This is a genomic window from Microbulbifer sp. (assembly GCF_051659245.1).
Classification (GTDB): Bacteria; Pseudomonadota; Gammaproteobacteria; order Pseudomonadales; family Cellvibrionaceae; genus Microbulbifer.
Genome location: NZ_JBOFOC010000138.1, coordinates 16,412 through 37,702, shown reverse-complemented (window position 1 = coordinate 37,702; position 21,291 = coordinate 16,412). Strand labels below are relative to the sequence as shown.

Below are 21,291 nucleotides of genomic sequence, written 5' to 3'. Positions count from 1 at the left end.
CACCAGCCCTTTAAAGCAGTTCCGCCAGGCCTTTCTCCCACTCGTCAAAGAAGCCGTCCGGCCAGAAATCCAGGCGTCCATCGGGATTGATTTTCGGTGACGTCAGCGATGTGGATTGTTGGCCTGTTTCCCGCTGGAAAAAGTTCAGGGCGACTTCATCCCCCTTGATTATGCCGTTTTTCACTGAGATGCGGATGCCGTTGAGCACATGATCGCTGTGCGTCTCGATAATGATTTGCACCCCCGCCGCAGCCACTTTGCCCAGAAATTTGCCAATGGCCACCTGTCCCTTGGGATGCAGATGCGCCTCCGGGTTTTCAATCAGTATCAGGCTGCGCGGGCTTGCGGTCAGGCAGGCGACAAAAATCGGCAGGCCGTAGGTCAGGCCAAAGCCGACGTTGGTGGGCCGATATTTATCACTGGGAATTCCCGAACGCACAAAGGAAAATTGCAGGCTTACCAGGTCCATGCGTGGATGCTGGTCCAGGTGAATCCTCGGGGTCTGGCCGATTTCCGACAGCCACATCTCCACCTGGGCCCTGACTTCATTGATTTCCGGCAGATCCTCATGCAGGAGGCTTCTCAGGTTGAGGGGTTCACGCTCCTGGGTGGCCAACAGGTGGGCGCAGTACTCGCCCGCGTTGCCGATGGTGTTCAGCTTGTCGCGTGTGTCCAGGTTGGCGCTGAACACGGTTCTGGGCCCGATGCGTTCGGCCTTCAGGTAGAAAAAATCGTCATTGTCGATTAGCCGGCTCGGCCCTTTTATTTTGCCTTCCACAGCGCCATCGAGCTGTTGCGCGCCGTTCTTGTAGCGGAAGGACCAATCCAGATTTTTGCCGTTCTCGGTCATCGATAAAACAATCGGCTCTTCATCATCAGCGCCTTCGTAGAAGACATCATCCGCATAGCCCAGCTCTACCAGTGGGCCGTTGAGTTGCGCGGATTGATCCCCATTCGCGGCCTTCAAGGATTGCCGCAACAGCAACATGGACTGCATGCACGAGCTTTTTCCCATGCCGTTGACGCCGGCGAGTACGGTCAGCGGCCTGATTGGAACCTTGACATCCTCAAAGCATTTGAAATTCCTGATTGCAATTTGCTCGATCACGACAAGCACCCCTGGACCAATTCTTCAATTTTGGCAAAGCGATATTGTATTTTTTTCACCGAACCGGTGCCCTGCGATATGGATGCTTCAAACGCTTTATCCTCATTCATGAGGGACCGGAATCTTTCCCGCACCAATTCACCCTCCGCTATCAGCCTGTCACTATCTTCTTCATTTAGCGCGCCGAGTGTTAGCGACCAGGTCTCAAATAGGGCTTTGTTGATCGGGTAACGGGTCTCATTTTCGCGGTAACGCTTTCTGAAGGCGTCATTGGCGAATATCTCCGTGGCGGTTGTCATTGCCCGCCTGAATCGCTCTGCATTTTCCTCCAGCACCCCGCCCTCTGCCTCATTGGCGGCACTCATGGCGGCGTGGAGGAACTGGTCAAAATTGTCTGCGCTGTATTTCTTCGGGGAAAACAGGTTGAACGCCAGGAATCGCAGCACACACTCCCGGTCGTCCATTCTCCTGGAGGCAACACCATTGTCCGTGGCCATTTTGAAATAATCCGATTCGGCAAGTGTTTCCAGCCACTGGGTAACGGCGCCCTGGTTGAGAGCGTGGCGAATTTCCTGGGCGCTCAGTGGCTCGCCGCCGGTATTGATTCTGCGGAAAATATCGAACTTCACGTCCAGCGGAGTTCCCGGCTGAATCAGATGGAGGATGATATCCGTCTCTTCGATTCTGCGCCTGAAGCTCCTGGGCAGGCCGCTGAACTTCTTGCCTTCGTAATCACTCAGAAATTCCAGGCCGGTGAGGGCGAACTCCTCGTCAATGGCAAACCTGCGGATGGTGGTCAGGCGCTGCAGGCCATCCACCACCAACCAGCGGCTGTCATCCGTGGCGTCCATATAAAATGCCGGCAGGGGAATGTTGATCAGCATGGACTCGATCAGGCGACTCTGAGCCTTGTTACTCCAGATACCCGAGCGACGCTGAAAGCCCGTCTTGAGATCGATTTCATCGTTTTTGATACGCTTGATCAGCGTGTCCATCTGGGTATTTTTTGTCTCCACCCGGATTCTGCTGCTATCGAACGGGGTGGTGATGCCGGTTTCGTCATTGCTGGTGTCAGCACCATCCAGGCAGACATCCTGTTCATTCACCAGAACCTTGGAAATCTCGCTCATCCCCTGTCTCCCGAATTCATTTTCACGTCTTTCACTTCATTGATTTGCGAGGCCAATCCTGGTCCGGAGGGCGGGTGCGCAGCGACTCAAGACTCCCCATTGGTGGCCGCCAGATTATCAAAATGCGCCGGTGTTCGATATCTATATTACCCCGACGGCCAGTAGACGCGAACCAGAGGCTGCAAAGCAGCGACCTTCAAGATCGAAGACCTCGTAGTGCGCGACCATCAGACTCGACCAAGTCATCTATATCAACCAGTGTATCGGGAACCGTTGCTCGCTCGGCTTCGTAGCGAGCTTACGCATCAGGATGTGGCCAGATGGAGAGGCAGTGCGCGAATATCGGGGGAGACTTGAACGATAAATAAAGGGGCCGCCGCCATATGGGCGACCCCAAAAATTCTCGATGTTCGTTATTTTTTCGATTGAGCGATAAACCGCTCCATCTGCGCTTCCAGTATCGACAGCGGCAGGGCGCCATTGGCGAGCACCGCATCGTGGAACTCCCGCAGATCAAACTGATCCCCCAGCGCCTTCTCGGCCCTGGCCCGCAGCTCGCGGATCTCGATCTCCCCCATCTTGTAAGACAGCGCCTGCCCCGGCCAGGAGATATAGCGGTCCACTTCCGCGCGCACGTTGGCTTTGGACAGGGAGGTGTTGTCGGCAAGGAAGTCCAGGGCCTGCTGGCGGGTCCAGCCCTGGGAGTGGATGCCGGTGTCGATCACCAGCCGGGCGGCGCGCCACATTTCGTAGCTCAGGCGGCCGAAGTGTTCGTAGGGGGTGGTGTAGATGCCCATCTCTTTGCCCAGGCGTTCCGAATAAAGGCCCCAGCCCTCGCCGAAGGCGCTGAGGTAGAGGTTGCGGCGAAAGTCGGGGACGTTTTCCAGTTCCTGAGACAGGGCGTTCTGCAGGTGGTGGCCGGGGACGGCTTCGTGCAGGGTCAGGGCCGGCAGTTCGTACAGAGGGCGCTGGTCCAGGGCGTGGGTGTTGAGCCAGTAGGCGCCGCCGCGGACGCCGCCGATGGCCGCAGGGTTGTAGGAGGCGGTGGTGTAGTTGGGGGCGATTTCGTCCGGCACCGGCACTATGCCGTAGGGCAGGCGCGGGAGTTTGCCGAAGAACCCCGGCAGGCGGTAGTCGATGCGCTTGGCGATAAAGGAGGCCTCTTTGAGCAGTTCCTCCGGGGTTTTGGCGTAGAACTGCGGGTCGGTGCGCAGGAACTTGGTGAATGCCTTGAAGTCCCCATCGAAGCCGGATGCTTCAATCAATTCATCCATTTCCGCGCGGATGCGCTGCACTTCGGCGAGGCCGATTTTGTGGATTTCCGCCGGGTCCATATCCAGGGTGACGTAGGTGCGGATGGTGTGGCGGTAGTAGGCCTTGCCACCGGGCAGTTGCTCCGCGCCGAGGGTTTCGGTGGCGGCCCGCATGTAGTCGCCTTCGAGGAAGTCCGCCACGCGGGCGAAGGCGGGGATGGCGGTTTCTTTAATCGCCCGCTCGCCGGCTTTGCGCAACCGCTGTTGTTCCTTTTGCGGAATGGACGCGGGCATATTCTCAAACGGCTCGTAGAGACTGCTTTGTTTCGGGTCGTCGTAGACCTGGGCACGCACCGTGGGCGCTATGCCCTCGACGACGATTTTGGGTAGTACGAAACCGCTTTTGATCCCCTCGCGCATATTGGCTATGTTTTCGTTGAAGTAGCGGTCGAAATCCCGAATCCGCGCAATGTAATCCTGGTAATCAGCCGTCCGGTTCATGGCCAGGCCGTCGCTGGCGTCCAGCGCCGATGTGTAAAAGCTGTAGAAGGTGTTGAGGGGGATGCGCCCCAGGAAGAGTTCGTTGGACTCAGTGGAATTGCGCAGCACCCAGGTGAGCAGATCCCGATTCACCCGATCTGGCTCGCTCAGCTGGGCCGCGTCGATTGCTTCGAGGCGGGCGAGAAACTGTTTCTCTTTCTTCAGGCGCCGTGCGCGGTCTTCGGGGGCGACGGCCGGCAGGCGGTCGTTGTAGTCGGGCACCCCCATGCGGCCCGCCATGATCGGGTCTTCTTTGAGGCTGTATTGCCAGTGGTCGTCGATGATGCTTTGCAGTTGTTCAGTGGCGGTGGCGGCCCAGGTGGTGGAGGCTAGCAGGCAGATGAATAGAAAGAGAACGGACAGAAAATTGAGTGGCCGCAATGCCATCGTTTTGTACTCCATTTTATTGTTCGGGCATTTCTATTGTTTGTTGCGTAGGGTATGCCTGCACAGGAATATCGGTGGATTGAATTGGTTTCGGGATGGTGCGCGCGGCGCACCCTATGGCGTTGGTGCTCAGGCGCGGATCTTCGATGGTTTAATCAGGGATTCCGCTGGGATGCCCAGCTCCTGATTCAGTTTCCAGATCATCTTCAGGGTCAGCGCGCGCTTGTGGTTCAGGATCTCGTATACACGGTTGCTCTTGCCTATCATGGGTTCCAGGTCTTTGACGGTGAGCCCCTTCTGCTCCATTTCAAACTTGATGGCCTCCACCGGATCGGGGAAATCCAGCGGGTAGTGCTTGGTTTCATAAGCTTCCACCAGGGTCACCAGCACATCCAGCTGTTCACCCTCCGGGGTATCCGGCTCCGCCGTCATCAGGCTTTCAATCTCTTTTAATGCCGCGCGGTAATCGGCATCAGTTTTGATCGGCTTGATGTCCATAGTTATTACCTCCACCACTAAATGGTTTGCACATCTATTTGATCGTACTGGGCGTGGGTACCCAGGAAGCGGATAGACACCACCCGATAGGCATAGTTGATCCACACCACCAGCCGATACTTGTTACCGGCTATGTTGAACACCACCCGCCCATCCTTGAGGATGCTAGCATTCCTGAAGTCCTGTTTGACCTCGGCCGGGGAGGCCCAGTCGGCCTTCAGCGTATGCCGATACCACGCCAGGGTGGGCTCGATCGCATCGGCGTAGGCGGGATTGCCTTCCCAAAATGCCTTCAAGGTGGATAGGGCGATTATTCTCATGGAGTGAAGGTTAGTCCCAATTTGGGACTAAAACAAGAGTTTTCTTTTGGAACAGGCCGCGGTCGAGAAATCACTAAAGTGATCCGATTCATTCCGTAGCGCGGGATATGGACCACTCCCGGCAAATTGGTCGTTGTGCTCAGCCCAACCTACACAAACATGCCCGCGCTGATTGGCCCGTGGGGCAACCCCCACAGAACAAATTTAGGCCTGCTGAACCGTCTGCTCAATGCGCCCGAAAATGGACCGGCCTTTTTCGTCCAGCATCTCGATGGCAACCTGATCGCCAAACTGCATGAAAGGCGTAGTCGGCTCACCTTTCTCGATCGTCTCGATCATGCGGACCTCGGCGATGCAGCTGTAGCCGACGCCGCCCTCCGCAACCGGCTTGCCGGGGCCGCCGTCCAGTTTGTTGGACACGGTGCCGGAGCCGATGATGGTGCCGGCGGCGAGCCTGCGGGTTCTGGCGGCGTGGGCGATCAGTTGGCCGAAGTGAAAGGTCATGTCCACGCCGGCGTTGGGCTCGCCGAATTTTTTGCCGTTCAGGTGGGAGACTAGCGGCAGGTGCAGCTTGCCGTCCCGCCATTTGTCGCCGAGCTGCTGCGGGGTGACGCATACCGGGGAGAAGGCGCTGGAGGGTTTGGACTGGTAGAAGCCGAAGCCTTTGGCGAGTTCGTCCGGGATCAGGCCGCGCAGGGAGACGTCGTTGACCAGCATCACCAGTTTGATATGCGCGAGCGCATCTCCGGCGGAGACGCCCATGGGCACGTCGTCGGTGATCACGGCGATTTCCGCTTCGAAGTCGATGCCGAAGCCCTCGCTGCGCGGCATCAGGATCGGTTCGCGCGGGGCCAGGAAGGTGTCGGAGCCGCCCTGGTACATCAGCGGATCGGTCCAGAAGCTCTCCGGCATTTCCGCGCCCCGGGCCTTGCGCACCAGTTCGACGTGGTTGACGTAGGCGCTGCCGTCGGCCCAGTGGTAGGCCCGCGGCAGGGGCGAGTGGCAGCGGGCCTGGTCGAAGGCTTCGCCCCGGATTTCGCCGCTGTCGAGCTTCCCGTGCAGCGCTTCCAGGTCTGCGGACGCCGCGGACCAGTTGTCCAGCGCGCTTTGCAGTGTGGGCGCGATATCGGCGGCGGACGCCATGCGGGTCAGGTCGTTGCTGACCACCACGAGCTGGCCGTCGCGGCCGGATTTAAGACTGGCTAACTTCACTGTGCCTCCCCTTCAGTCGGTACAAATTCTTCCTCGCCGTGCATCCACGCGGCGTGTCTGGGTGCTTTTTTGGTTCTGGACCACTCCTCGAGCATATCTTCCGCCACCCGCTTCAGCTCTTTGTGCATCCCCGGCCTGGCGGTGTTGGCGGCCAGCTCGATGCGGTGGCCGTTGGGGTCGAAGAAATAGATCGATTTGAAAATGGTGTGATCCGTCGGGCCGAGCACGTCGATGCCGGCGGCTTCCAGTTTGTCCCTGGCCGCCAGCAGTTCGTCCATGCTCTCCACCTCCAGGGCGATGTGCTGCACCCATTTGGGTGTGCTTTCGTCACGGCCCATCTCCGGGGAGTTGGGCAGCTCGAAGAAGGCCAGCACATTGCCCATGCCCGCGTCGAGAAACACGTGCATGTAGGGGTCCGGCTCGCCGGTGGAGGGCACCTTGTCTTCGGCGATGGCCAGTTGGAAGTCCATGCCGAGAAGGTCGCGGTAGAACTCCACCGTCTCCCTGGCATCCCTGCAGCGATAGGCCACGTGGTGAATGCGTTTGATCGCCATCAGGCCCTCGCCTTCTCTTCTTTCTTGATTGCGCCTCGCTGCAGCTGGTCGCGCTCGATGGACTCGAACAGGGCCTTGAAGTTGCCCTCGCCGAAGCCCTCGTCCTCCTTGCGCTGGATAAATTCGAAGAACACCGGGCCGAGCATGTTGGCGGAGAAGATCTGCAGCAGCAGGCGCGGCTGGCCGTCCCCGGTGGTGCCATCCAGCAGGATGCCGCGGGATTTCAGTTCCTCAGTGGGCTCTCCGTGGCCGGGCAGGCGCTCTTCCAGCATTTCGTAGTAGGTCTCCGGCGGCGGGGTCATAAACTCCATGCCGCGGGCCTTGAGCTTGTCCCAGCAGGCGAGCAGGTCGTCACAGGCGAAGGCGATGTGCTGGATGCCCTCGCCGTTGTATTTCATCAGGAACTCTTCGATCTGGCCGCCGCCACCGGCGGCTTCTTCGTTCAGGGGGATGCGGATCTTGCCGTCCGGCGCGGTCATGGCCTTGGACAGCAGGCCGGTGTACTCGCCCTTGATGTCGAAGTAGCGGATTTCGCGGAAGTTGAACAGCTCGGTGTAGTAGTTGGCCCAGTACTCCATGCGGCCGCGGTAGACGTTGTGGGTCAGGTGGTCCAGGGTGTGGAAGCCGCAGCCCTGCGGGTGGCGGTCGACGCCTTCGAGCCACTGGAAGTCGATATCGTAGATGGCCTCGCCTTCCCGGTAGCGGTCGATCAGGTACAGGGTGGCGCCACCGATGCCCTTGATCGCCGGCAGGCGCAGTTCCATGGGGCCGGTGGCTACGTCGACCGGCTGGGCGCCTTTTTTGAGCGCTTCGCCGTAGGCGAACTTGGCGTCTTTTACCCGGAAGGCCAGGCCGCAGGCGGAGGGGCCGTGCTCCTGCGCATAGTAGTAGGCGTGGCTGTTGGGCTCGTAGTTGGTGATAAAGTTGATATCGCCCTGGCGCCACAGCGCCACGTCTTTGGACCGGTGCCGGGCCACCTTCTCGAAGCCCATGGCCTCGAATACGGTCTCGAGAATGCCCTTCTCGGGAGCGGTAAACTCCACGAATTCAAATCCGTCGAGGCCCATCGGGTTTTCAAACAAATCGGACATTCGGCCCTCCCTTATTTTCTCTCATTGCACCGCCGTCGGGGCGCGGCAGCAGACTCATTGGTTTCAGGTGCAACCAATTTAGTTACAACTGCAACTACAGTCAAGAGGGCTGGGATGTCGCCGCTTACGCAACGGCGAACTGCAGATTTGCCCTGAATCGCGAATACGCCCTTTCTGAATTCCGCTGAGCCGTTACAATCGGCCCCCGTTTGCCGGGCCCGCGTTGCGGAGCCGCCCCACCCCGAGCTCTCTGATAACAGGACGCCCCATGATCCTCGCCGCCCTCGCCATCGCCGCCGGTTTCGCCCTGTTGATCTGGAGCGCCGACCGCTTCGTGGACGGCGCCGCGGCCACCGCCCGCCACGCGGGAATGCCGCCTCTGCTGATCGGCATGGTGATCGTCGGTTTCGGCACTTCGGCGCCGGAGATGGTGGTGTCGGCGATGGCGGCCCTGGACGGCAGCCCGGGCCTGGCGCTGGGCAATGCCTACGGCTCCAATATCGCCAACACCGGGCTGATCCTGGGGTTCACCGCGCTGCTGATACCGCTGACGGTGCACTCCAAAATCGTGCGCAAGGAGCTGCCGTTGCTGCTGGCGATCAGTTGCCTGACTGGCGCTTTCCTGTGGAACGACAGCCTGGAGCGCTGGGAGGCGCTGGTGCTGCTGCTGGGCTTCTTCTGCCTGGTCGGCTGGTCCATTTTCTCCGCCCTGCGCGGCGAGGGGGACGACCTCGGCGAGGAAATGGAGAGTGAGCTGGAAGCCCACACAATGACGCTGCCGCGCGCGCTCTTCTGGCTGGCGGCGGGCCTGGCGCTGCTGATCGTCAGCTCGCGCATCCTGGTGTGGGGCGCGGTGACCATTGCCGAGGCGCTGGGGGTCAGCGACCTGATTATCGGTCTCACCATCGTCGCCCTGGGCACCTCGCTGCCGGAGCTGGCGGCCACGGTGATCGCCGCGCGCAAGGGCGAGCACGATATCGCCGTCGGCAACGTGGTGGGTTCGAATATGTTCAACCTGCTGGCGGTGGTGGGCATCGCCGGCGCTATCGCGCCCATGTCCAACGTACCGCCGGAAGTCCTGACCCGGGACTGGCCGATGGTGGTGGGGCTGACGGTGGCGCTGTTCGTTTTCGGCTACGGCCTCCGCGGCCAGGGACGGATCAACCGCTGGGAGGGCGGCGCGCTGCTGCTGGCCTATATCGTTTACAACGCTTATCTGGTGATGACGATTACGCGCACCATCGCTTAGCGCCACATTTCGCCACATTTCGCCACAATTCACCTTATTCACACCGGGATTGCCGCGGCCCTCTCCTTTAATATCGAGAAGATTTTCTGGAGGGCCTTCGGATGAAACGCAATTCACGCGCGGCCAAAGTCAGCGCCACAGTTTTTCTGCTTACCGGCTTGATCTATCTGCTAAACGCCTCCTGGCTGGCGCCGAAACCGCAGGGTGAGCCGACGCTGATCGCCCACCGCGGCGTGCACCAGACCTACAATCGCGAGAACCTGGGCCGCGACGACTGCACGGCGACTCGCATCTACCCGCCAGAGCACGACTACCAGGAAAACACCCTCGCCTCCATTGAAGCGGCCTTTGCACACGGCGCGGATATCGTGGAGATCGATATTCACCCCACCACCGACGGCGAAATCGCCGTCTTCCACGACTGGACGGTGGACTGCCGCACCGATGGCAAAGGCGTCACCCACAAGCAGTCGATGGCTTACCTAAAAACCCTGGATATCGGCTACGGCTACACCTTCGATGGCGGCGAGACATTCCCGTTTCGCGGCCAGGGCGTGGGGCTGATACCGACACTGGAGGAGGTGTACCGCAGATTTCCCGGTCGGGATTTCCTGATCAATATCAAGAGCAATAGCCCCAGAGATGGGGACAAGCTCGATGCCTATCTGCGCGATCGCGAGCTGGAAATCGGCCCGCGCCTGATGGCCTACGGCGGCGAGAAACCCATAGCGCGGCTGCGCCAGTTGCGGCCGGATGCCCTGCTGTTCAGCAAGCCGGGCGTCAAGCGCTGCGCGATCCGATATCTGCTGCTGGGCTGGAGCGGCTATGTGCCGCAGGACTGCCACAATTCCGTGGTGATTGTGCCCGACACCTGGCAGTGGGCCGCCTGGGGCTGGCCCAACCGCCTTTCCCGGCGCATGGAAAAAGCCGGCAGCTTGGTGATGGCGATGGATTTTTCCGATGTGCCAAAGCCGATGCACGGCGTGTACAAACCGGAGGACCTGGACTTCGTGCCGGAAGGTTACAGCGGTGCGCTGTGGGTGGAAAAGATCGAGGTGATCGGGCCCCATCTCCAATCCCGGAAATAGAAACGGATTCTGTAGGAGCGGCCGTTGGCCGCGATCGAAGCCCTGGTTCCGAACCGGCCCGCGTCAAGTCCTGTGCCAACCGGCCGGTATCAATCGCGGCCAACGACCGCTCCTACGGTTGTTCCCCGAAGCGCCGCAGCTGCGCCTGCAGCCGCTCGATCTCCTCCAGCAGTTCCACCGCCAGGGCCGCGCCGGCGAGGTTGATGCCCAGGTCTCTCTCAAGGGTGTAGACCTTGCGCACCCGCCGCACGCAGATACCGCTGAAACGCCACTGAGTCCGCCCCTGGCCCAGGGGTTCGATAACTCCCTCCTCCACCAGCGCGAGAACCTCCTCCGCCGGCAGTTCGCAGGCGCGACAGAGTTCGCTGAGGGTGAGCTCGTAGCGCTCGTCGAGCAGGGCGCCGCTGATCTCCTCCGCGAGTTGGGTTTTCATTGCGTCAGCCTCCCATGCCGCTGCGCGGATTGAAGTCGAAGGCGTCGCCGAAACGGCGGTAGGCCTCCCTCTCCGCCTCGGTGTTGGCCGGCGGCGGGACCACCTTCAGCACCACGTAGAAGTCCCCGGGCTCCGCGGCCGGTATGCCGCGGCCCCTGAGCCGCAGCTTGCCGCCGGTGGCGCTGTTGGCGGGCACGGTGAGATTGACCGCGCCCTCCGGCGTGGGCACCCGCACCTTCGCCCCCAGTGCCGCCTCCCAGGGGGTCACCGGCAGGTCCAGGTACACCGTCTTGCCCTCCACCGAATAGAACGGGTGGGGATTGAAGTGGATTTCCAGGTACAGATCCCCGGTGCCGCCACCGCCGGACCCCGGTTCTCCCTGACCCGCCAGACGTATCTGCTGGCCCTCGGTGACGCCCTTGGGAATCTTCACATTGAGGGTGCGCTCGCGCAGCTGCGGGCGGCCGTCCGGGCCCAGCTCGGAGTGCTTCAGGGTGATCTGGCGGGTGGCGCCGTGGTAGCTGTCCTCCAGGTCGATGGCGATCCTGGCGTAGGTGTTCTCGCCCCGGGTGCGCCTGTTTTGGGACCAAGCGCGCCGGAAGCCGCCCCCGAATCCCGGGGAAAATCCGCCGCGGCCGAACAGGCTCTCGAAGAAGTCGCTGAATGCGTCCGGGTCCGCCTCGGTATAGCCGCCGCCGTGAAACTCGAAGCCCTGATCCCAGTCCGGCGGCGGGCGGAACTCCTGCCCCGCCTGCCAGCCGCCGCCCAACTGGTCGTAGGCGGCGCGCTTCTCCGGGTCCTTGAGCACCTCGTAGGCCTCGCTGACCTCCTTGAAGCGGTCCTCGGCCCCCGTCTCCGCGCTCACGTCCGGATGATATTTGCGCGCCAGCTTGCGGTAGGCGCGCTTGATCTCATCCTGGCTGGCGTCGCGCTCGAGGCCGAGGATTTTGTAGTAGTCCTTGTACTCCATGGTTTTATAAAAGCCGAAGAACGCCGGCTTCGCCATCACCATGATCGCTACACAGGCATCGAAATTGCCTTTGGGTATTGCATTCGCGGTTGGCGGGCAGGATCGCCGCCCGGTGCTATTAACCCGACACCCTATCTGGTTGCCGGGTTAATATCGAAGGGAAAGGTTTGCATAAGGGGACAACGGCAGAATAGTGCCGTGTCGCCTATTTGAATTCGACTCCTGTCCCGGCGCCGGGGACAGGAAGCCCCAGTGGCTTATTTAATGAAATAGCCCAGCGTGCGCCACTCGCTTGCCACTTTTTCGACGGTGACGGTTTCCGTCGCCTGCGCCTTGTTTTCGAAACTGGTGGCAAAAGTCACCACCACGTAGTCTCCATCCGGCGCACCCGGCAGGGTTTTGTGGCGGCTGACGCTGTCGACTTCGCGCTTCAGTTTGGGGCCGAGCGGCTTTCTCACTTGGTCCAGCATTTCCTGCCACTTATCCTGCGGGATCTGCTGCTGAAACAACTGCGATGTCTGATTCCAGCTCTCACCGTAGTGTCCGGCATCCACGCCTTCCAGCCAAGCGACTACCTGCGTCACAGCGCCGGATTCGTCGGCTTTGACAGCGACCGACGCAACCAGTATTGCAAAGGCAAAAAGTATTTTTTTCACAGTATTTCCTCCATGATGGCTTTTCAACTGCACTACATCCCGAACCTGCACAGGGGAGAACCCGACGGTAGAATCCCTACCATTCCCCCCTGCGTAACGAAGCGAATCGTCGATTAGTTTTCGGTTTCCGGCACCTTGGTGAAATCGCCAACACCGGCCTCCTTCAGCAAGGAATCCACCAGCGGCGCCATGGCGCGGTGCTTGAGGGCGCTGCCGACCAGGGCTTCCGGCAGGCTCTGGCCTTTCGCTTCGCCGTCCCTGTCGAGAACTCCGCCACTGGCGCGGCCTTCGATGCCGTTCAGGCCTTCCACGGAGATGATCTTCATACCCTCGATGCTCTCCAGCGGCTTGACGCTCTCGCGAATGATATGCGGCAGGTTTTCGTGCAGGCTGAGCACTTTCTTCAGTGCAACCTGCGCCTCATTCAGGCTGTTGAAGGCCTCGTTCATCAGGCGCTGGCCCTCGGCGTCCACCGCGTACTTCTCGCGGTCCGCCTCGACCTTGATGCGAATGGCTTCCGCCTCGGCTGAGGCCTGCAGGCGAAGGGCCTCGGCCTTGTCGTCCGCCGCGGCTTTTTCCGCTTCCGCGGCCACGGTGATGGCGGTGGCCTGGCGCTCGGCCTCTTTCTGCGCCTCGATAATCTCAATGCGCTTGTCGCGCTCGGCGACTTCCACATCCTTGGCGGTGCGCACCTGCTCCTCGGCCTTCACCGCTTCCGCCAGGGCCACGTTGGCCTGCTGGTCGGCTACGGACTGTTCCTTGGATTTCTCGGCCACGGCGATGGCGCGTTCCTGCTCGGCGATCTCCACGGACTTCTGCTTGGAGATACGCTGCTCTTCCAGGAAGCGCTCGCGTTCGATTTCCTGTTCCTGCAGGCGTTTTTCTTTCTCGATTTCCAGCAGCTTGGTGGCCTGTTCCGCGCTGATGCGCGACTGATCGACTTCGCGCTCCGCTTCGATCGCGGCCTGGCGCGCGGCCCGCTCCTGCGCCGCCTGCTCCTTGGCGATATCGGACTTCTGTGCCGCTTCGCGGTTTTCCAGCTCGCGCTGCTGTTCCAGGTAGGCGTAGCGCTTTTCCCGGTCGATCTCCAGCTTCTGGCGCTCCGTCTCGAGATTTTTCTGCTCGATCTGCACCATGGTGTCCTGTTCTACATCGTTCACTTCCTTGCGGCGCGCTTCGATGGAACGGGTCATGCTGGCCAGACCCTCGGCATCGAACACATTGTCCTGATTGAAGAATTCCTTGTGGGTCTGGTCCAGGCCGGTCAGGGATACGGACTCCAGTTCCAGACCGTTCTTGAGCAGATCCTCGGATACCACCTGCTGCACTTTCTGCACAAAATCGCTGCGTTTTTCGTGTAGTTCGGCCATTTGCATTTCCGCGGCCACCGAGCGCAGGGCGTCGACGAACTTGCCCTCGATCATGTCCTTCAGCGCTTCCGGGTCCAGGGTGCGCACCCCCAAAGTCTGCGCGGCGTTGGCGATGGCGTCGTTATCCGGCTTGACCCGCAGGTAGAATTCCGCGAGCACATCCACGCGCATCCGGTCCTTGGTGATCAGCGCCTGGTGCTCCTTGCGCGATACCGCAAGGCGCAGGGTATTCATATTGACCGGAATAATTTCGTGCAGCACCGGCAGCACCAGGGCCCCGCCGTTCATAATCACCTTTTGCCCGCCCATGCCAGTGCGCACGAAGGAGCGCTCCTTGGAGGCGCGGGTATAAAGGCGCGCGAATATCATGCCGATGACGATCAGGGCCACCAGTACGGCACCGGCCATGAACATCACGGTGGAAAAGTTATCAATCACTTCTGTTATCTCCATTTTTTAGATCCTTAGTAATGCGGCACAGGGATGTGCCGCCGCTGGCCGCGGGCCAGCGCGAGCCCGCGAAATGCCAGCAGATCCGCGTATCTGCGTGGGGCGGCCAACCGCCAGCCTTTCGCGGGCGACAGTCAAACAGGTCAAGGATGGCCTGCCTGACTACCGGGTTAAAGGTTCCGTCAGGTGTTTGTTGGTGGGTCTGATCACACGGAAGTTGGCTCCGGACTCCTCCACCAAAAGCACCTTCTCCCCCTGTTTGAAGGTTTCGTCTCCGTCCGGCTCCACCATCACATAATGGGTGGTGCCGAACTCGTCGCTGAAGCGCGCCTCTGCCGGTGAGCCGGCGGCGGCCTCGCCGATAGTGATGACCGCCACGCGGCCAATAAAGGATTTGCGCCCCACCGCTTCGGTCTCGTCGCCGACCGCGAAACGGCGCAGCAGATTGCCGACGAAGCGCACCTGCGGCAGCGCCAGCAGGAATACCGGCACCGCCAGCAGCCAGGCCGGCAGCACGAAACCCAGCAGCGCGTCTACAAACAGCTGGATCACCAGGCCGGTAATGCCGAAGCCCACCAGGAAAGCCACCAGCAATATCAGCGCCGGCACCTCGCCGAAGCGCAACCAGCCGAGCAGCTTGGTGAGGACACCGCCGGCCTCTGTGTCCGGCGCATCCAGATCGATATCCGTATCCGGCAGCAGGTTGTCGAGCAGGTCGGAAATGCCGACACCGATCAGGGTCATGACCCCCTCGAGCACGGCGATCATCAGCATCAGCACCAGGGCGCCGGTAAACAGCAGGTTGCCGTCTTGAAGCAGGAATGTCATCAGACCTCCGCCTGGGACTTGAGCTTGGCCAACCTCTCTTTAATACGGTTATTGCGCGACAGCTCCTCCAGTTCGGCCAGCTTACCGGCATCGGCGCTGGATTCGGAGACGGGGACACCGGCGCGCTCCATAACCCGGTTGAAGGCATCGGTGGCCTGGTCCACCTTGTCCGAGGTGGCGCGGCTGCCGCCCTGCTCCTGACCGGTGGCACCGTTGGCGATATGATCCGTAGCCTTGGCGTATTCGCGCAGCTGTTCGCGCATCTCGCGCTTCTTGCCCTGGAGCGCGCCGATACAGGCGTTCAGTTCGGCGATTTCCTGGTCTGCTTCGCTGACCGCCTTTTCCAGTACGGGAATCTGCGCCTCGATATCCATCTGTTTGGCGATTGCCACTTCCGCCAGATCGTCGCGGTCTTCACGCACGGCTATTTCAATCTGTCCGCTGAGTTCAACGTGACGGCTGTTTTCATCGTTGAGGGTTTTGCTGCTCAGGTATTTGGCCGCCTCCGCCTTGCCCAGCTGGTCGCGCACTTCCGCGATGGCGTCGTCGATCTCGCGGATCGCCTGCTCCATGACCAGCTGCGGGGTTGCGTTTTCCACCGAGTCCACCAGGGCGTTGGCCGAGGCGGAAATAATGCGCGAAATGCGCTTTACCAATCCTTCTTTCATTGTTATCTCCTTCCGGTTGATTGATTGAATTACTTTTCCAGTAGATTATCGATCTGTTTTTTAATTCGCAGTGCGGAATCCGGGTTGGCGACGCGCGGATTTTCCTGCGCCGCCACCAGCAAAATTTTCTCCAGGAAGGCCTCTATCGCCGGCAGGGTTTTCCGCTCCAGAGCGGGGGTCAATTCCTCTTCATCCACGCAGGCCTGCACGCCAGCCGCACTCTCGGCGAGCAGCTCCAGCAGCGCTTCCACCGGCAGGCTTCTTTTGTGCTCGTCGGCGCAGCGGGCCTTGATCGGCAGTACGGCTTCGGCTGAGGTGATGTAGGCGCGGGCAAAGCTCTGCATGCCCACGGATTCCCGCGCCATGGCGATCAGCTCGCGCACCTTTTCGCTCTGGGTAACAGCGCCGTTGCGGTCAATGGACATCAGGTAGGCGTAATCTTCCGCTGACAGGCGCGCCGATATGGATTGGCTCTTATTGAGCATGGCAATTCCCTTTCATCGTGATGTATACAAAAGTACACACCCGTATGCACAGGGTCAATAAATAATTGATGAAATTCTTTTTATGAAGAAATACACGCCAAACGGGCGGGGGAGATGAAGGCAAAGCCGCGCGCCTTTCTTGGCTCCGCGACACTGCTTGAGCAAAAGTTGAGCGGCGGCGGAACTACAATCCGATGATGACCGAACACAACCTGATCCTCAACGTCGACAGCTACAAGGCCAGCCACTACCTGCAGTACCCGCCGGGTTCCGAGTATGTGAGCAGTTACATGGAGTGCCGCGGCGGCGAATTTCCCGAGGCGGTGTTTTTCGGACTGCAGGCATTTATCAGGCAGTACCTGCAGCAACCGGTTTCCGCCGCGGATATCGACGAGGCGGAGGCCATGCTGCACGCCCACGGCCTGCCCTGCCACCGCGCCGGCTGGGAGCACATCGTCGAGGAGCACGGCGGCCTGCTGCCGCTGGAGATATCCGCGGTACCCGAGGGTACGGCGGTGCCGCTGCACAATGTGATGCTGCAGGTGGCGAACACCTGCCCCGCCTGCTTCTGGCTCACCACCTATATCGAGACCGCCCTGGTGCGCGCCATCTGGTACCCGGTGACCGTGGCCACCCAGAGCCGTGAGATCAAAAAGGTCATCGCCTCCTACCTGGAGGAGACCGCGGATTCCCTGGATGACCTGCCGTTCAAGCTGCACGACTTCGGCGCCCGCGGCGCCAGCAGCTTGGAGACGGCAATGCTCGGCGGCATGGCGCACCTGGTGAATTTCCGCGGCACGGATACGGTGTCCGGGCTGGTGGCGGCGCGAAAATACTACCGCGCGGATATGGCCGGCTACTCGATCCCCGCCGCCGAGCACAGCACCATGACCGCCTGGGGCAGGGAGCGGGAGGCGGACGCCTACGCCAATATGCTCGACCAGTTTGCCGGGCCGGACAAACTGCTGGCGGTGGTCAGCGACAGCTACGACATCTGGAACGCGATCGAGAATATCTGGGGCGGTGTGCTCAAGCAGCGGGTGATCGACAACGGCGGCACCGTGGTAATCCGGCCGAATTCCGGCGAGCCAGTAAAGATCGTCACCGAAAGCCTGGAGCGGCTGATGCGTATCTTCGGCTGCCGGGTGAACAGCAAGGGCTACCGGATACTGCCGGACTTTGTCCGCGTCATCCAGGGCGATGGTATCTCCCGGCGTTCCATTCCCAAGATTCTGCAGGCGATGAAGGAGCGCAAGCAGAGCGCCGACAACGTCACCTTCGGCATGGGCGGCGAACTGCTGCAGAAGTTGCACCGGGACATCCTCAGCTTTGCGATGAAGGCCAGCGCCATCCGCATCGACGGCCACTGGCACGACGTGTACAAGAATCCGGTAACCGGGCCGGAGAAGAAATCCAAGCGCGGGCGCCTGGCTCTGGTGTGTGGAAATGGGGACGAAATGGAGACCATCCGACTGGAGGAACTGGGCGACCGCGAGAACCTGCTGCGGCCGGTGTTTCGCGACGGGGAGCTGTTGATCGAAACCACTTTTGACGAGGTGCGCCGGCGCGCGGAAATCTAACCCCGGGGGGTGGAAGCCAGCCCTGCTGGCGAATAGAGCGAGCATTGAAAGCCGAGCTGTCATCCATGGCGCTACAGCGCAGTGTCCGGTCCGGCCCCGGCCCCTGTGACTTCGACTCGCCCCCAAACCCTGTCGCCTCAACGACCAGCCACTTTACACTGGTGCGAATCTCGCATATTCCTGCCGGATAATTTTGCCCGCGGCCGGCAATAACAATAAACAGCAGTCCCGATTCCGCGCTCGCACAGCCCCTCCCCAGGGCCCGATCGGGAACATCAAGGAGGTGCCATGCAAAGAAGAAAATTCCTCAAACTCGCCGGTGTCGGTGCTGGCGGCATCCTGCTGCCGGTCTGCGGCATTCCGGTCTCCGCGGAGCAGCTGGCCGGCAACGGCCTGGATGTGCGGCAGAAGAAAGCCCTCGCCGACGTCGTGCTCAATACCGCCCGCAAGGCCGGGGCCAGCTACACCGATGTCCGCATCGGCCGCTACCTGAACCAGTTCGTGCTGACCCGCGAGACCAATGTCGAGAATATCGTCAACACCGAATCCTTCGGCGCCGGCATCCGCGTAATCGCGGGGGGCACCTGGGGCTTCTCCGCCACCAACGACCTGACCCCGGACGGCATCGCCCGCGCGGCGCGCCAGGCGGTGGCCGTGGCCAAGGCCAATGCCAAATACCAGACGGAGCCGGTGCAGCTGGCGCCGGTGAAAGGCGTCGGCGAGGTCTCCTGGCAGACACCGATCCAGAAAAACGCCATTGAGGTACCCATCGGCGAGAAGGTCGACTTCCTGATGGAAGTGAACAACGGCGCGCTCGAGGCCGGGGCCAGCTTTATCAAATCGTCCCTGTACCTGGTCAACGAGCAGAAGTATTTCGCCTCCAGCGACGGCTCCTATATCGACCAGGACGTGCATCGCCTGTGGGCGCCGATGGAAGTGACCGTAGTGGACAAGAAGACCGGTGTCTTCAAAACGCGCAACGGCCTCAGCGATCCGGTCGGCCGCGGCTACGAGTACCTGGACGGCCGCACGGAGGACAAGATCCACGGCCAGACCACCCTGTACACAAACTCCTACGATATGGCCGAGGACGCGCGCCTCGCCGCGGAGCAGGCGAGAGCCAAGCTGTCCGCCAAATCGATCCAACCGGGCAAGTACGACCTGGTGCTGGAGCCCTCCCACCTGATGCTCACCATCCACGAATCCGTCGGCCATCCGCTGGAACTGGACCGTGTACTCGGCTACGAGGCCAACTACGCCGGCACTTCCTTCGCCACCCTGGACAAGTGGCGCAGTGGCAAATTCCAGTACGGCAGCGACAAGGTCAACCTGTTCGCCGACAAGGTGCAACCGGGTTCACTGGGCGCGGTCGGCTACGACGACGAGGGCGTAAAGACCAAACGCTGGGACCTGGTGAAGGACGGCATCCTGGTGAACTACCAGGCCACCCGCGACCAGGTCCATATGATCGACCAGAAGGAATCCCACGGCTGCTGCTATGCGGACAGCTGGTCCAGTGTGCAGTTCCAGCGCATGCCCAACGTGTCCCTGACGCCCGGCAAAGAAAAATACTCGGCCAAGGACATGATCCGCGACGTGGAGAAAGGCATCTACATCCTCGGCCGCGGCTCCTACTCCATCGACCAGCAGCGCTACAACTTCCAGTTCGGCGGCCAGCTGTTCTACGAGATAAAAGATGGCGAGATCGTCGGCCAGGTGGAGGACGTCGCCTACCAGTCGAACACCCAGGAGTTCTGGAATTCCTGCACCGCCATCTGCGACAGCAGCGACTACCGCCTGGGCGGCACCTTCTTCGATGGCAAGGGCCAGCCGAGCCAGGTGAGCGCCGTGTCCCACGGCTGTTCCACCAGCCGTTTCGACAAGATCAACGTTATCAACACCAAGCGCAATATCAGCTAGCCCTCGGGGCCGATGTAGGATGGGCAAAGCGAAGCGTGCCCATCAATACCGCAGTGATTGGCACGTCGCTGCGCTCCTTTGCCCATCCTACGACTAACCCGACAGGCAAGTAGAGAACAATAAGTTCAATGGAGAAAAAGAAATGGCAATTTTATCCAGAAGTGAAGCGAAACAGATTCTCGACAAGGTGCTGAAATACAGCAAAGCCGAAGCGGCCAGCGCCCAGCTCACCGGCGCCGAGACCGGCAATATCCGCTACGCGCGCAACAGTGTGTCCACCAGCGGTATCGTCAACGATATCGAACTGGCGGTGGAGGCGCGTTTCGGCAGGAAGTCCGGCATGGCCACCATCAACGAATTCAGCGATGCGGCGCTGGAAAAAGTCATGCGCCGCGCCGAGGAGCTGGCCAGGCTGTCGCCGGACAACCCGGAGGCCATGCCGCTGCTGGGCGAGCAGAAATACCCGAGTGTAAACGGCTTCGCCAAATCCACCGCGGACATCGCTCCGGACCAGCGCGCCAAGGCGGCGGCCGACTCCATCATGGCGGCCAGGGAGAGAAAGGTGATCGCCGCCGGCTACCTGGAGGACGCGCGCTCCTTCGCCGCCGTGGCCAACACCAAGGGCCTGTTCGGCTACCACGTTTCCACCTCGGCGAATTTCACCGTGACCATGCGCACTGAAAACGGCCTGGGTTCCGGCTGGGCGCAGAGCGACGTTACCGATTTCTCCGCCATGAACACCGCCGCCATCTCCAATATCGCCATCGACAAGGCGGTGCAGTCCCAGGAAGCGCGCGCACTGGAACCGGGCAAATACACGGTGATCCTGGAGCCCAGCGCGGTATCCGGGCTGGTCGGCTTTATGATGTGGAACTACGACGCGCGCAGCGCTGACGAGGGCCGCAGCTTTATGAGCAAAAAGGGCGGCGGCAACCGCATCGGCGAGAAGATGTTCGACAAGCGCGTGCACATCTACTCGGACCCGGCGGACCCGGATGTGCCGGCGATGCCCTGGGCGGAGGACGATTTCATGGCCCAGGAACGCGTCGACTGGATCAGGGAGGGCGTGGTGAAAAACCTTCCGCGCAGCCGATACTGGGCCAGTCAATCCAAGGAAAAGGAAAAGGCGATTCCGCAGCCGAACAACCTGATCATGATCGGCGGCGACAAGTCCACCGCGGAACTGATCAAAAACACCCGCCGCGGCGTGCTGGTGACCCGCACCTGGTATATCCGCATGGTGGACCCCCAATCCCTGCTGCTCACCGGCCTGACCCGCGACGGCACCTTCTATATCGAAAACGGCAAGATCAAATACCCCATCAAGAATTTCCGCTTCAATGAGAGCCCGGTGATCATGCTGAACAACATCGAGGACATGGGCCGCGCCGAGCGCGTGGGCATGTTCGGTGGATCGGCGATGATCCCCGCACTGAAAGTGCGCGACTTCACTTTCAGCAGCCTTTCCGACGCCGTGTAACGGCCACAGCGAATCGAGGAT

At 60.8% G+C, this 21,291-nt stretch carries 20 protein-coding genes; 5 read left to right on the top strand and 15 right to left on the bottom strand.

Annotation, left to right across the window (positions count from 1 at the left end; translation table 11 throughout):
- Positions 1-10: 10 nt before the first annotated feature.
- The 8 genes from ACRC0P_RS14130 to hppD all read right to left on the bottom strand — a co-directional run bounded on the left by ACRC0P_RS14130 (position 11) and on the right by hppD (position 8,093).
- Positions 11-1,108, bottom strand: a complete 1,098-nt coding sequence (locus ACRC0P_RS14130) for an AAA family ATPase (RefSeq protein ID WP_438631946.1) — start codon at positions 1,106-1,108, stop codon at positions 11-13.
- Complete coding sequence (locus ACRC0P_RS14125; RefSeq protein ID WP_438631945.1) at positions 1,105-2,103, bottom strand: DUF262 domain-containing protein; 999 nt, start codon at positions 2,101-2,103, stop codon at positions 1,105-1,107. The genes ACRC0P_RS14130 and ACRC0P_RS14125 overlap by 4 nt, the downstream gene beginning before the upstream one ends.
- A gap of 548 nt (positions 2,104-2,651) precedes the next feature.
- Positions 2,652-4,418, bottom strand: a complete 1,767-nt coding sequence (locus ACRC0P_RS14120) for a DUF885 domain-containing protein (RefSeq protein WP_438631944.1) — start codon at positions 4,416-4,418, stop codon at positions 2,652-2,654.
- A gap of 129 nt (positions 4,419-4,547) precedes the next feature.
- Entirely contained in the window at positions 4,548-4,916 is a 369-nt protein-coding gene (locus ACRC0P_RS14115; RefSeq protein WP_183459163.1) for a helix-turn-helix domain-containing protein, read from the bottom strand.
- 17 nt (positions 4,917-4,933) lie between these two features.
- A complete protein-coding gene (locus ACRC0P_RS14110) occupies positions 4,934-5,236 on the bottom strand; it encodes a type II toxin-antitoxin system HigB family toxin (protein WP_438631943.1) in 303 nt (100 codons plus the stop codon).
- A gap of 204 nt (positions 5,237-5,440) precedes the next feature.
- The gene (locus tag ACRC0P_RS14105) at positions 5,441-6,448 is read right to left on the bottom strand and encodes a fumarylacetoacetate hydrolase family protein (protein ID WP_438631942.1); all 1,008 of its coding nucleotides are present in this window, start codon (positions 6,446-6,448) and stop codon (positions 5,441-5,443) included.
- Positions 6,445-7,002, bottom strand: a complete 558-nt coding sequence (locus tag ACRC0P_RS14100) for a VOC family protein (protein ID WP_438631941.1) — start codon at positions 7,000-7,002, stop codon at positions 6,445-6,447. Before ACRC0P_RS14100 ends, ACRC0P_RS14105 begins: the two co-directional genes overlap by 4 nt.
- Positions 7,002-8,093: a 4-hydroxyphenylpyruvate dioxygenase gene (hppD, locus tag ACRC0P_RS14095; RefSeq protein WP_438631940.1), complete on the bottom strand. Its 1,092-nt coding sequence runs from the start codon at positions 8,091-8,093 to the stop codon at positions 7,002-7,004. The genes ACRC0P_RS14100 and hppD overlap by 1 nt, the downstream gene beginning before the upstream one ends.
- A gap of 268 nt (positions 8,094-8,361) precedes the next feature.
- Between hppD and ACRC0P_RS14090 the strand changes: the two genes are divergently transcribed.
- Complete coding sequence (locus ACRC0P_RS14090) at positions 8,362-9,342, top strand: calcium/sodium antiporter (RefSeq protein WP_438631939.1); 981 nt, start codon at positions 8,362-8,364, stop codon at positions 9,340-9,342.
- A 101-nt stretch (positions 9,343-9,443) separates the two neighbouring features.
- Positions 9,444-10,430 (top strand): glycerophosphodiester phosphodiesterase family protein, encoded by a 987-nt coding sequence (locus ACRC0P_RS14085; RefSeq protein WP_438631938.1) that lies wholly within the window; start codon positions 9,444-9,446, stop codon positions 10,428-10,430.
- A 112-nt stretch (positions 10,431-10,542) separates the two neighbouring features.
- On the opposite strand, the gene ACRC0P_RS14080 is transcribed toward ACRC0P_RS14085, so the two are convergent.
- The 7 genes from ACRC0P_RS14080 to ACRC0P_RS14050 all read right to left on the bottom strand — a co-directional run bounded on the left by ACRC0P_RS14080 (position 10,543) and on the right by ACRC0P_RS14050 (position 16,290).
- On the bottom strand, positions 10,543-10,863 hold the full coding sequence (locus ACRC0P_RS14080; protein WP_438631937.1) for a chaperone modulator CbpM: 321 nt from the start codon (positions 10,861-10,863) through the stop codon (positions 10,543-10,545).
- Between the two features lie 4 nt (positions 10,864-10,867).
- A complete protein-coding gene (locus ACRC0P_RS14075; protein WP_438631936.1) occupies positions 10,868-11,875 on the bottom strand; it encodes a DnaJ C-terminal domain-containing protein in 1,008 nt (335 codons plus the stop codon).
- Between the two features lie 215 nt (positions 11,876-12,090).
- Entirely contained in the window at positions 12,091-12,489 is a 399-nt protein-coding gene (locus ACRC0P_RS14070) for a DUF4019 domain-containing protein (RefSeq protein WP_438631935.1), read from the bottom strand.
- A 113-nt stretch (positions 12,490-12,602) separates the two neighbouring features.
- A complete protein-coding gene (locus ACRC0P_RS14065; protein ID WP_438631934.1) occupies positions 12,603-14,312 on the bottom strand; it encodes a flotillin family protein in 1,710 nt (569 codons plus the stop codon).
- A gap of 159 nt (positions 14,313-14,471) precedes the next feature.
- On the bottom strand, positions 14,472-15,137 hold the full coding sequence (locus ACRC0P_RS14060; protein ID WP_438631933.1) for a YqiJ family protein: 666 nt from the start codon (positions 15,135-15,137) through the stop codon (positions 14,472-14,474).
- Positions 15,137-15,805, bottom strand: coding sequence for a PspA/IM30 family protein (locus tag ACRC0P_RS14055; protein WP_438631932.1), 669 nt, complete (start codon positions 15,803-15,805; stop codon positions 15,137-15,139). The genes ACRC0P_RS14060 and ACRC0P_RS14055 overlap by 1 nt, the downstream gene beginning before the upstream one ends.
- Before the next feature lie 29 nt (positions 15,806-15,834).
- A complete protein-coding gene (locus tag ACRC0P_RS14050; protein WP_438631931.1) occupies positions 15,835-16,290 on the bottom strand; it encodes a hypothetical protein in 456 nt (151 codons plus the stop codon).
- Positions 16,291-16,484: 194 nt separating this feature from the next.
- On the opposite strand from ACRC0P_RS14050, the gene ACRC0P_RS14045 reads away from it, so the two are divergent.
- The 3 genes from ACRC0P_RS14045 to ACRC0P_RS14035 all read left to right on the top strand — a co-directional run bounded on the left by ACRC0P_RS14045 (position 16,485) and on the right by ACRC0P_RS14035 (position 21,270).
- Positions 16,485-17,870, top strand: coding sequence for a nicotinate phosphoribosyltransferase (locus ACRC0P_RS14045; protein WP_438631930.1), 1,386 nt, complete (start codon positions 16,485-16,487; stop codon positions 17,868-17,870).
- A gap of 288 nt (positions 17,871-18,158) precedes the next feature.
- Complete coding sequence (locus ACRC0P_RS14040; protein WP_438631929.1) at positions 18,159-19,790, top strand: TldD/PmbA family protein; 1,632 nt, start codon at positions 18,159-18,161, stop codon at positions 19,788-19,790.
- 142 nt (positions 19,791-19,932) lie between these two features.
- Entirely contained in the window at positions 19,933-21,270 is a 1,338-nt protein-coding gene (locus ACRC0P_RS14035; RefSeq protein WP_438631928.1) for a TldD/PmbA family protein, read from the top strand.
- The last annotated feature ends 21 nt before the right edge of the window (positions 21,271-21,291 follow it).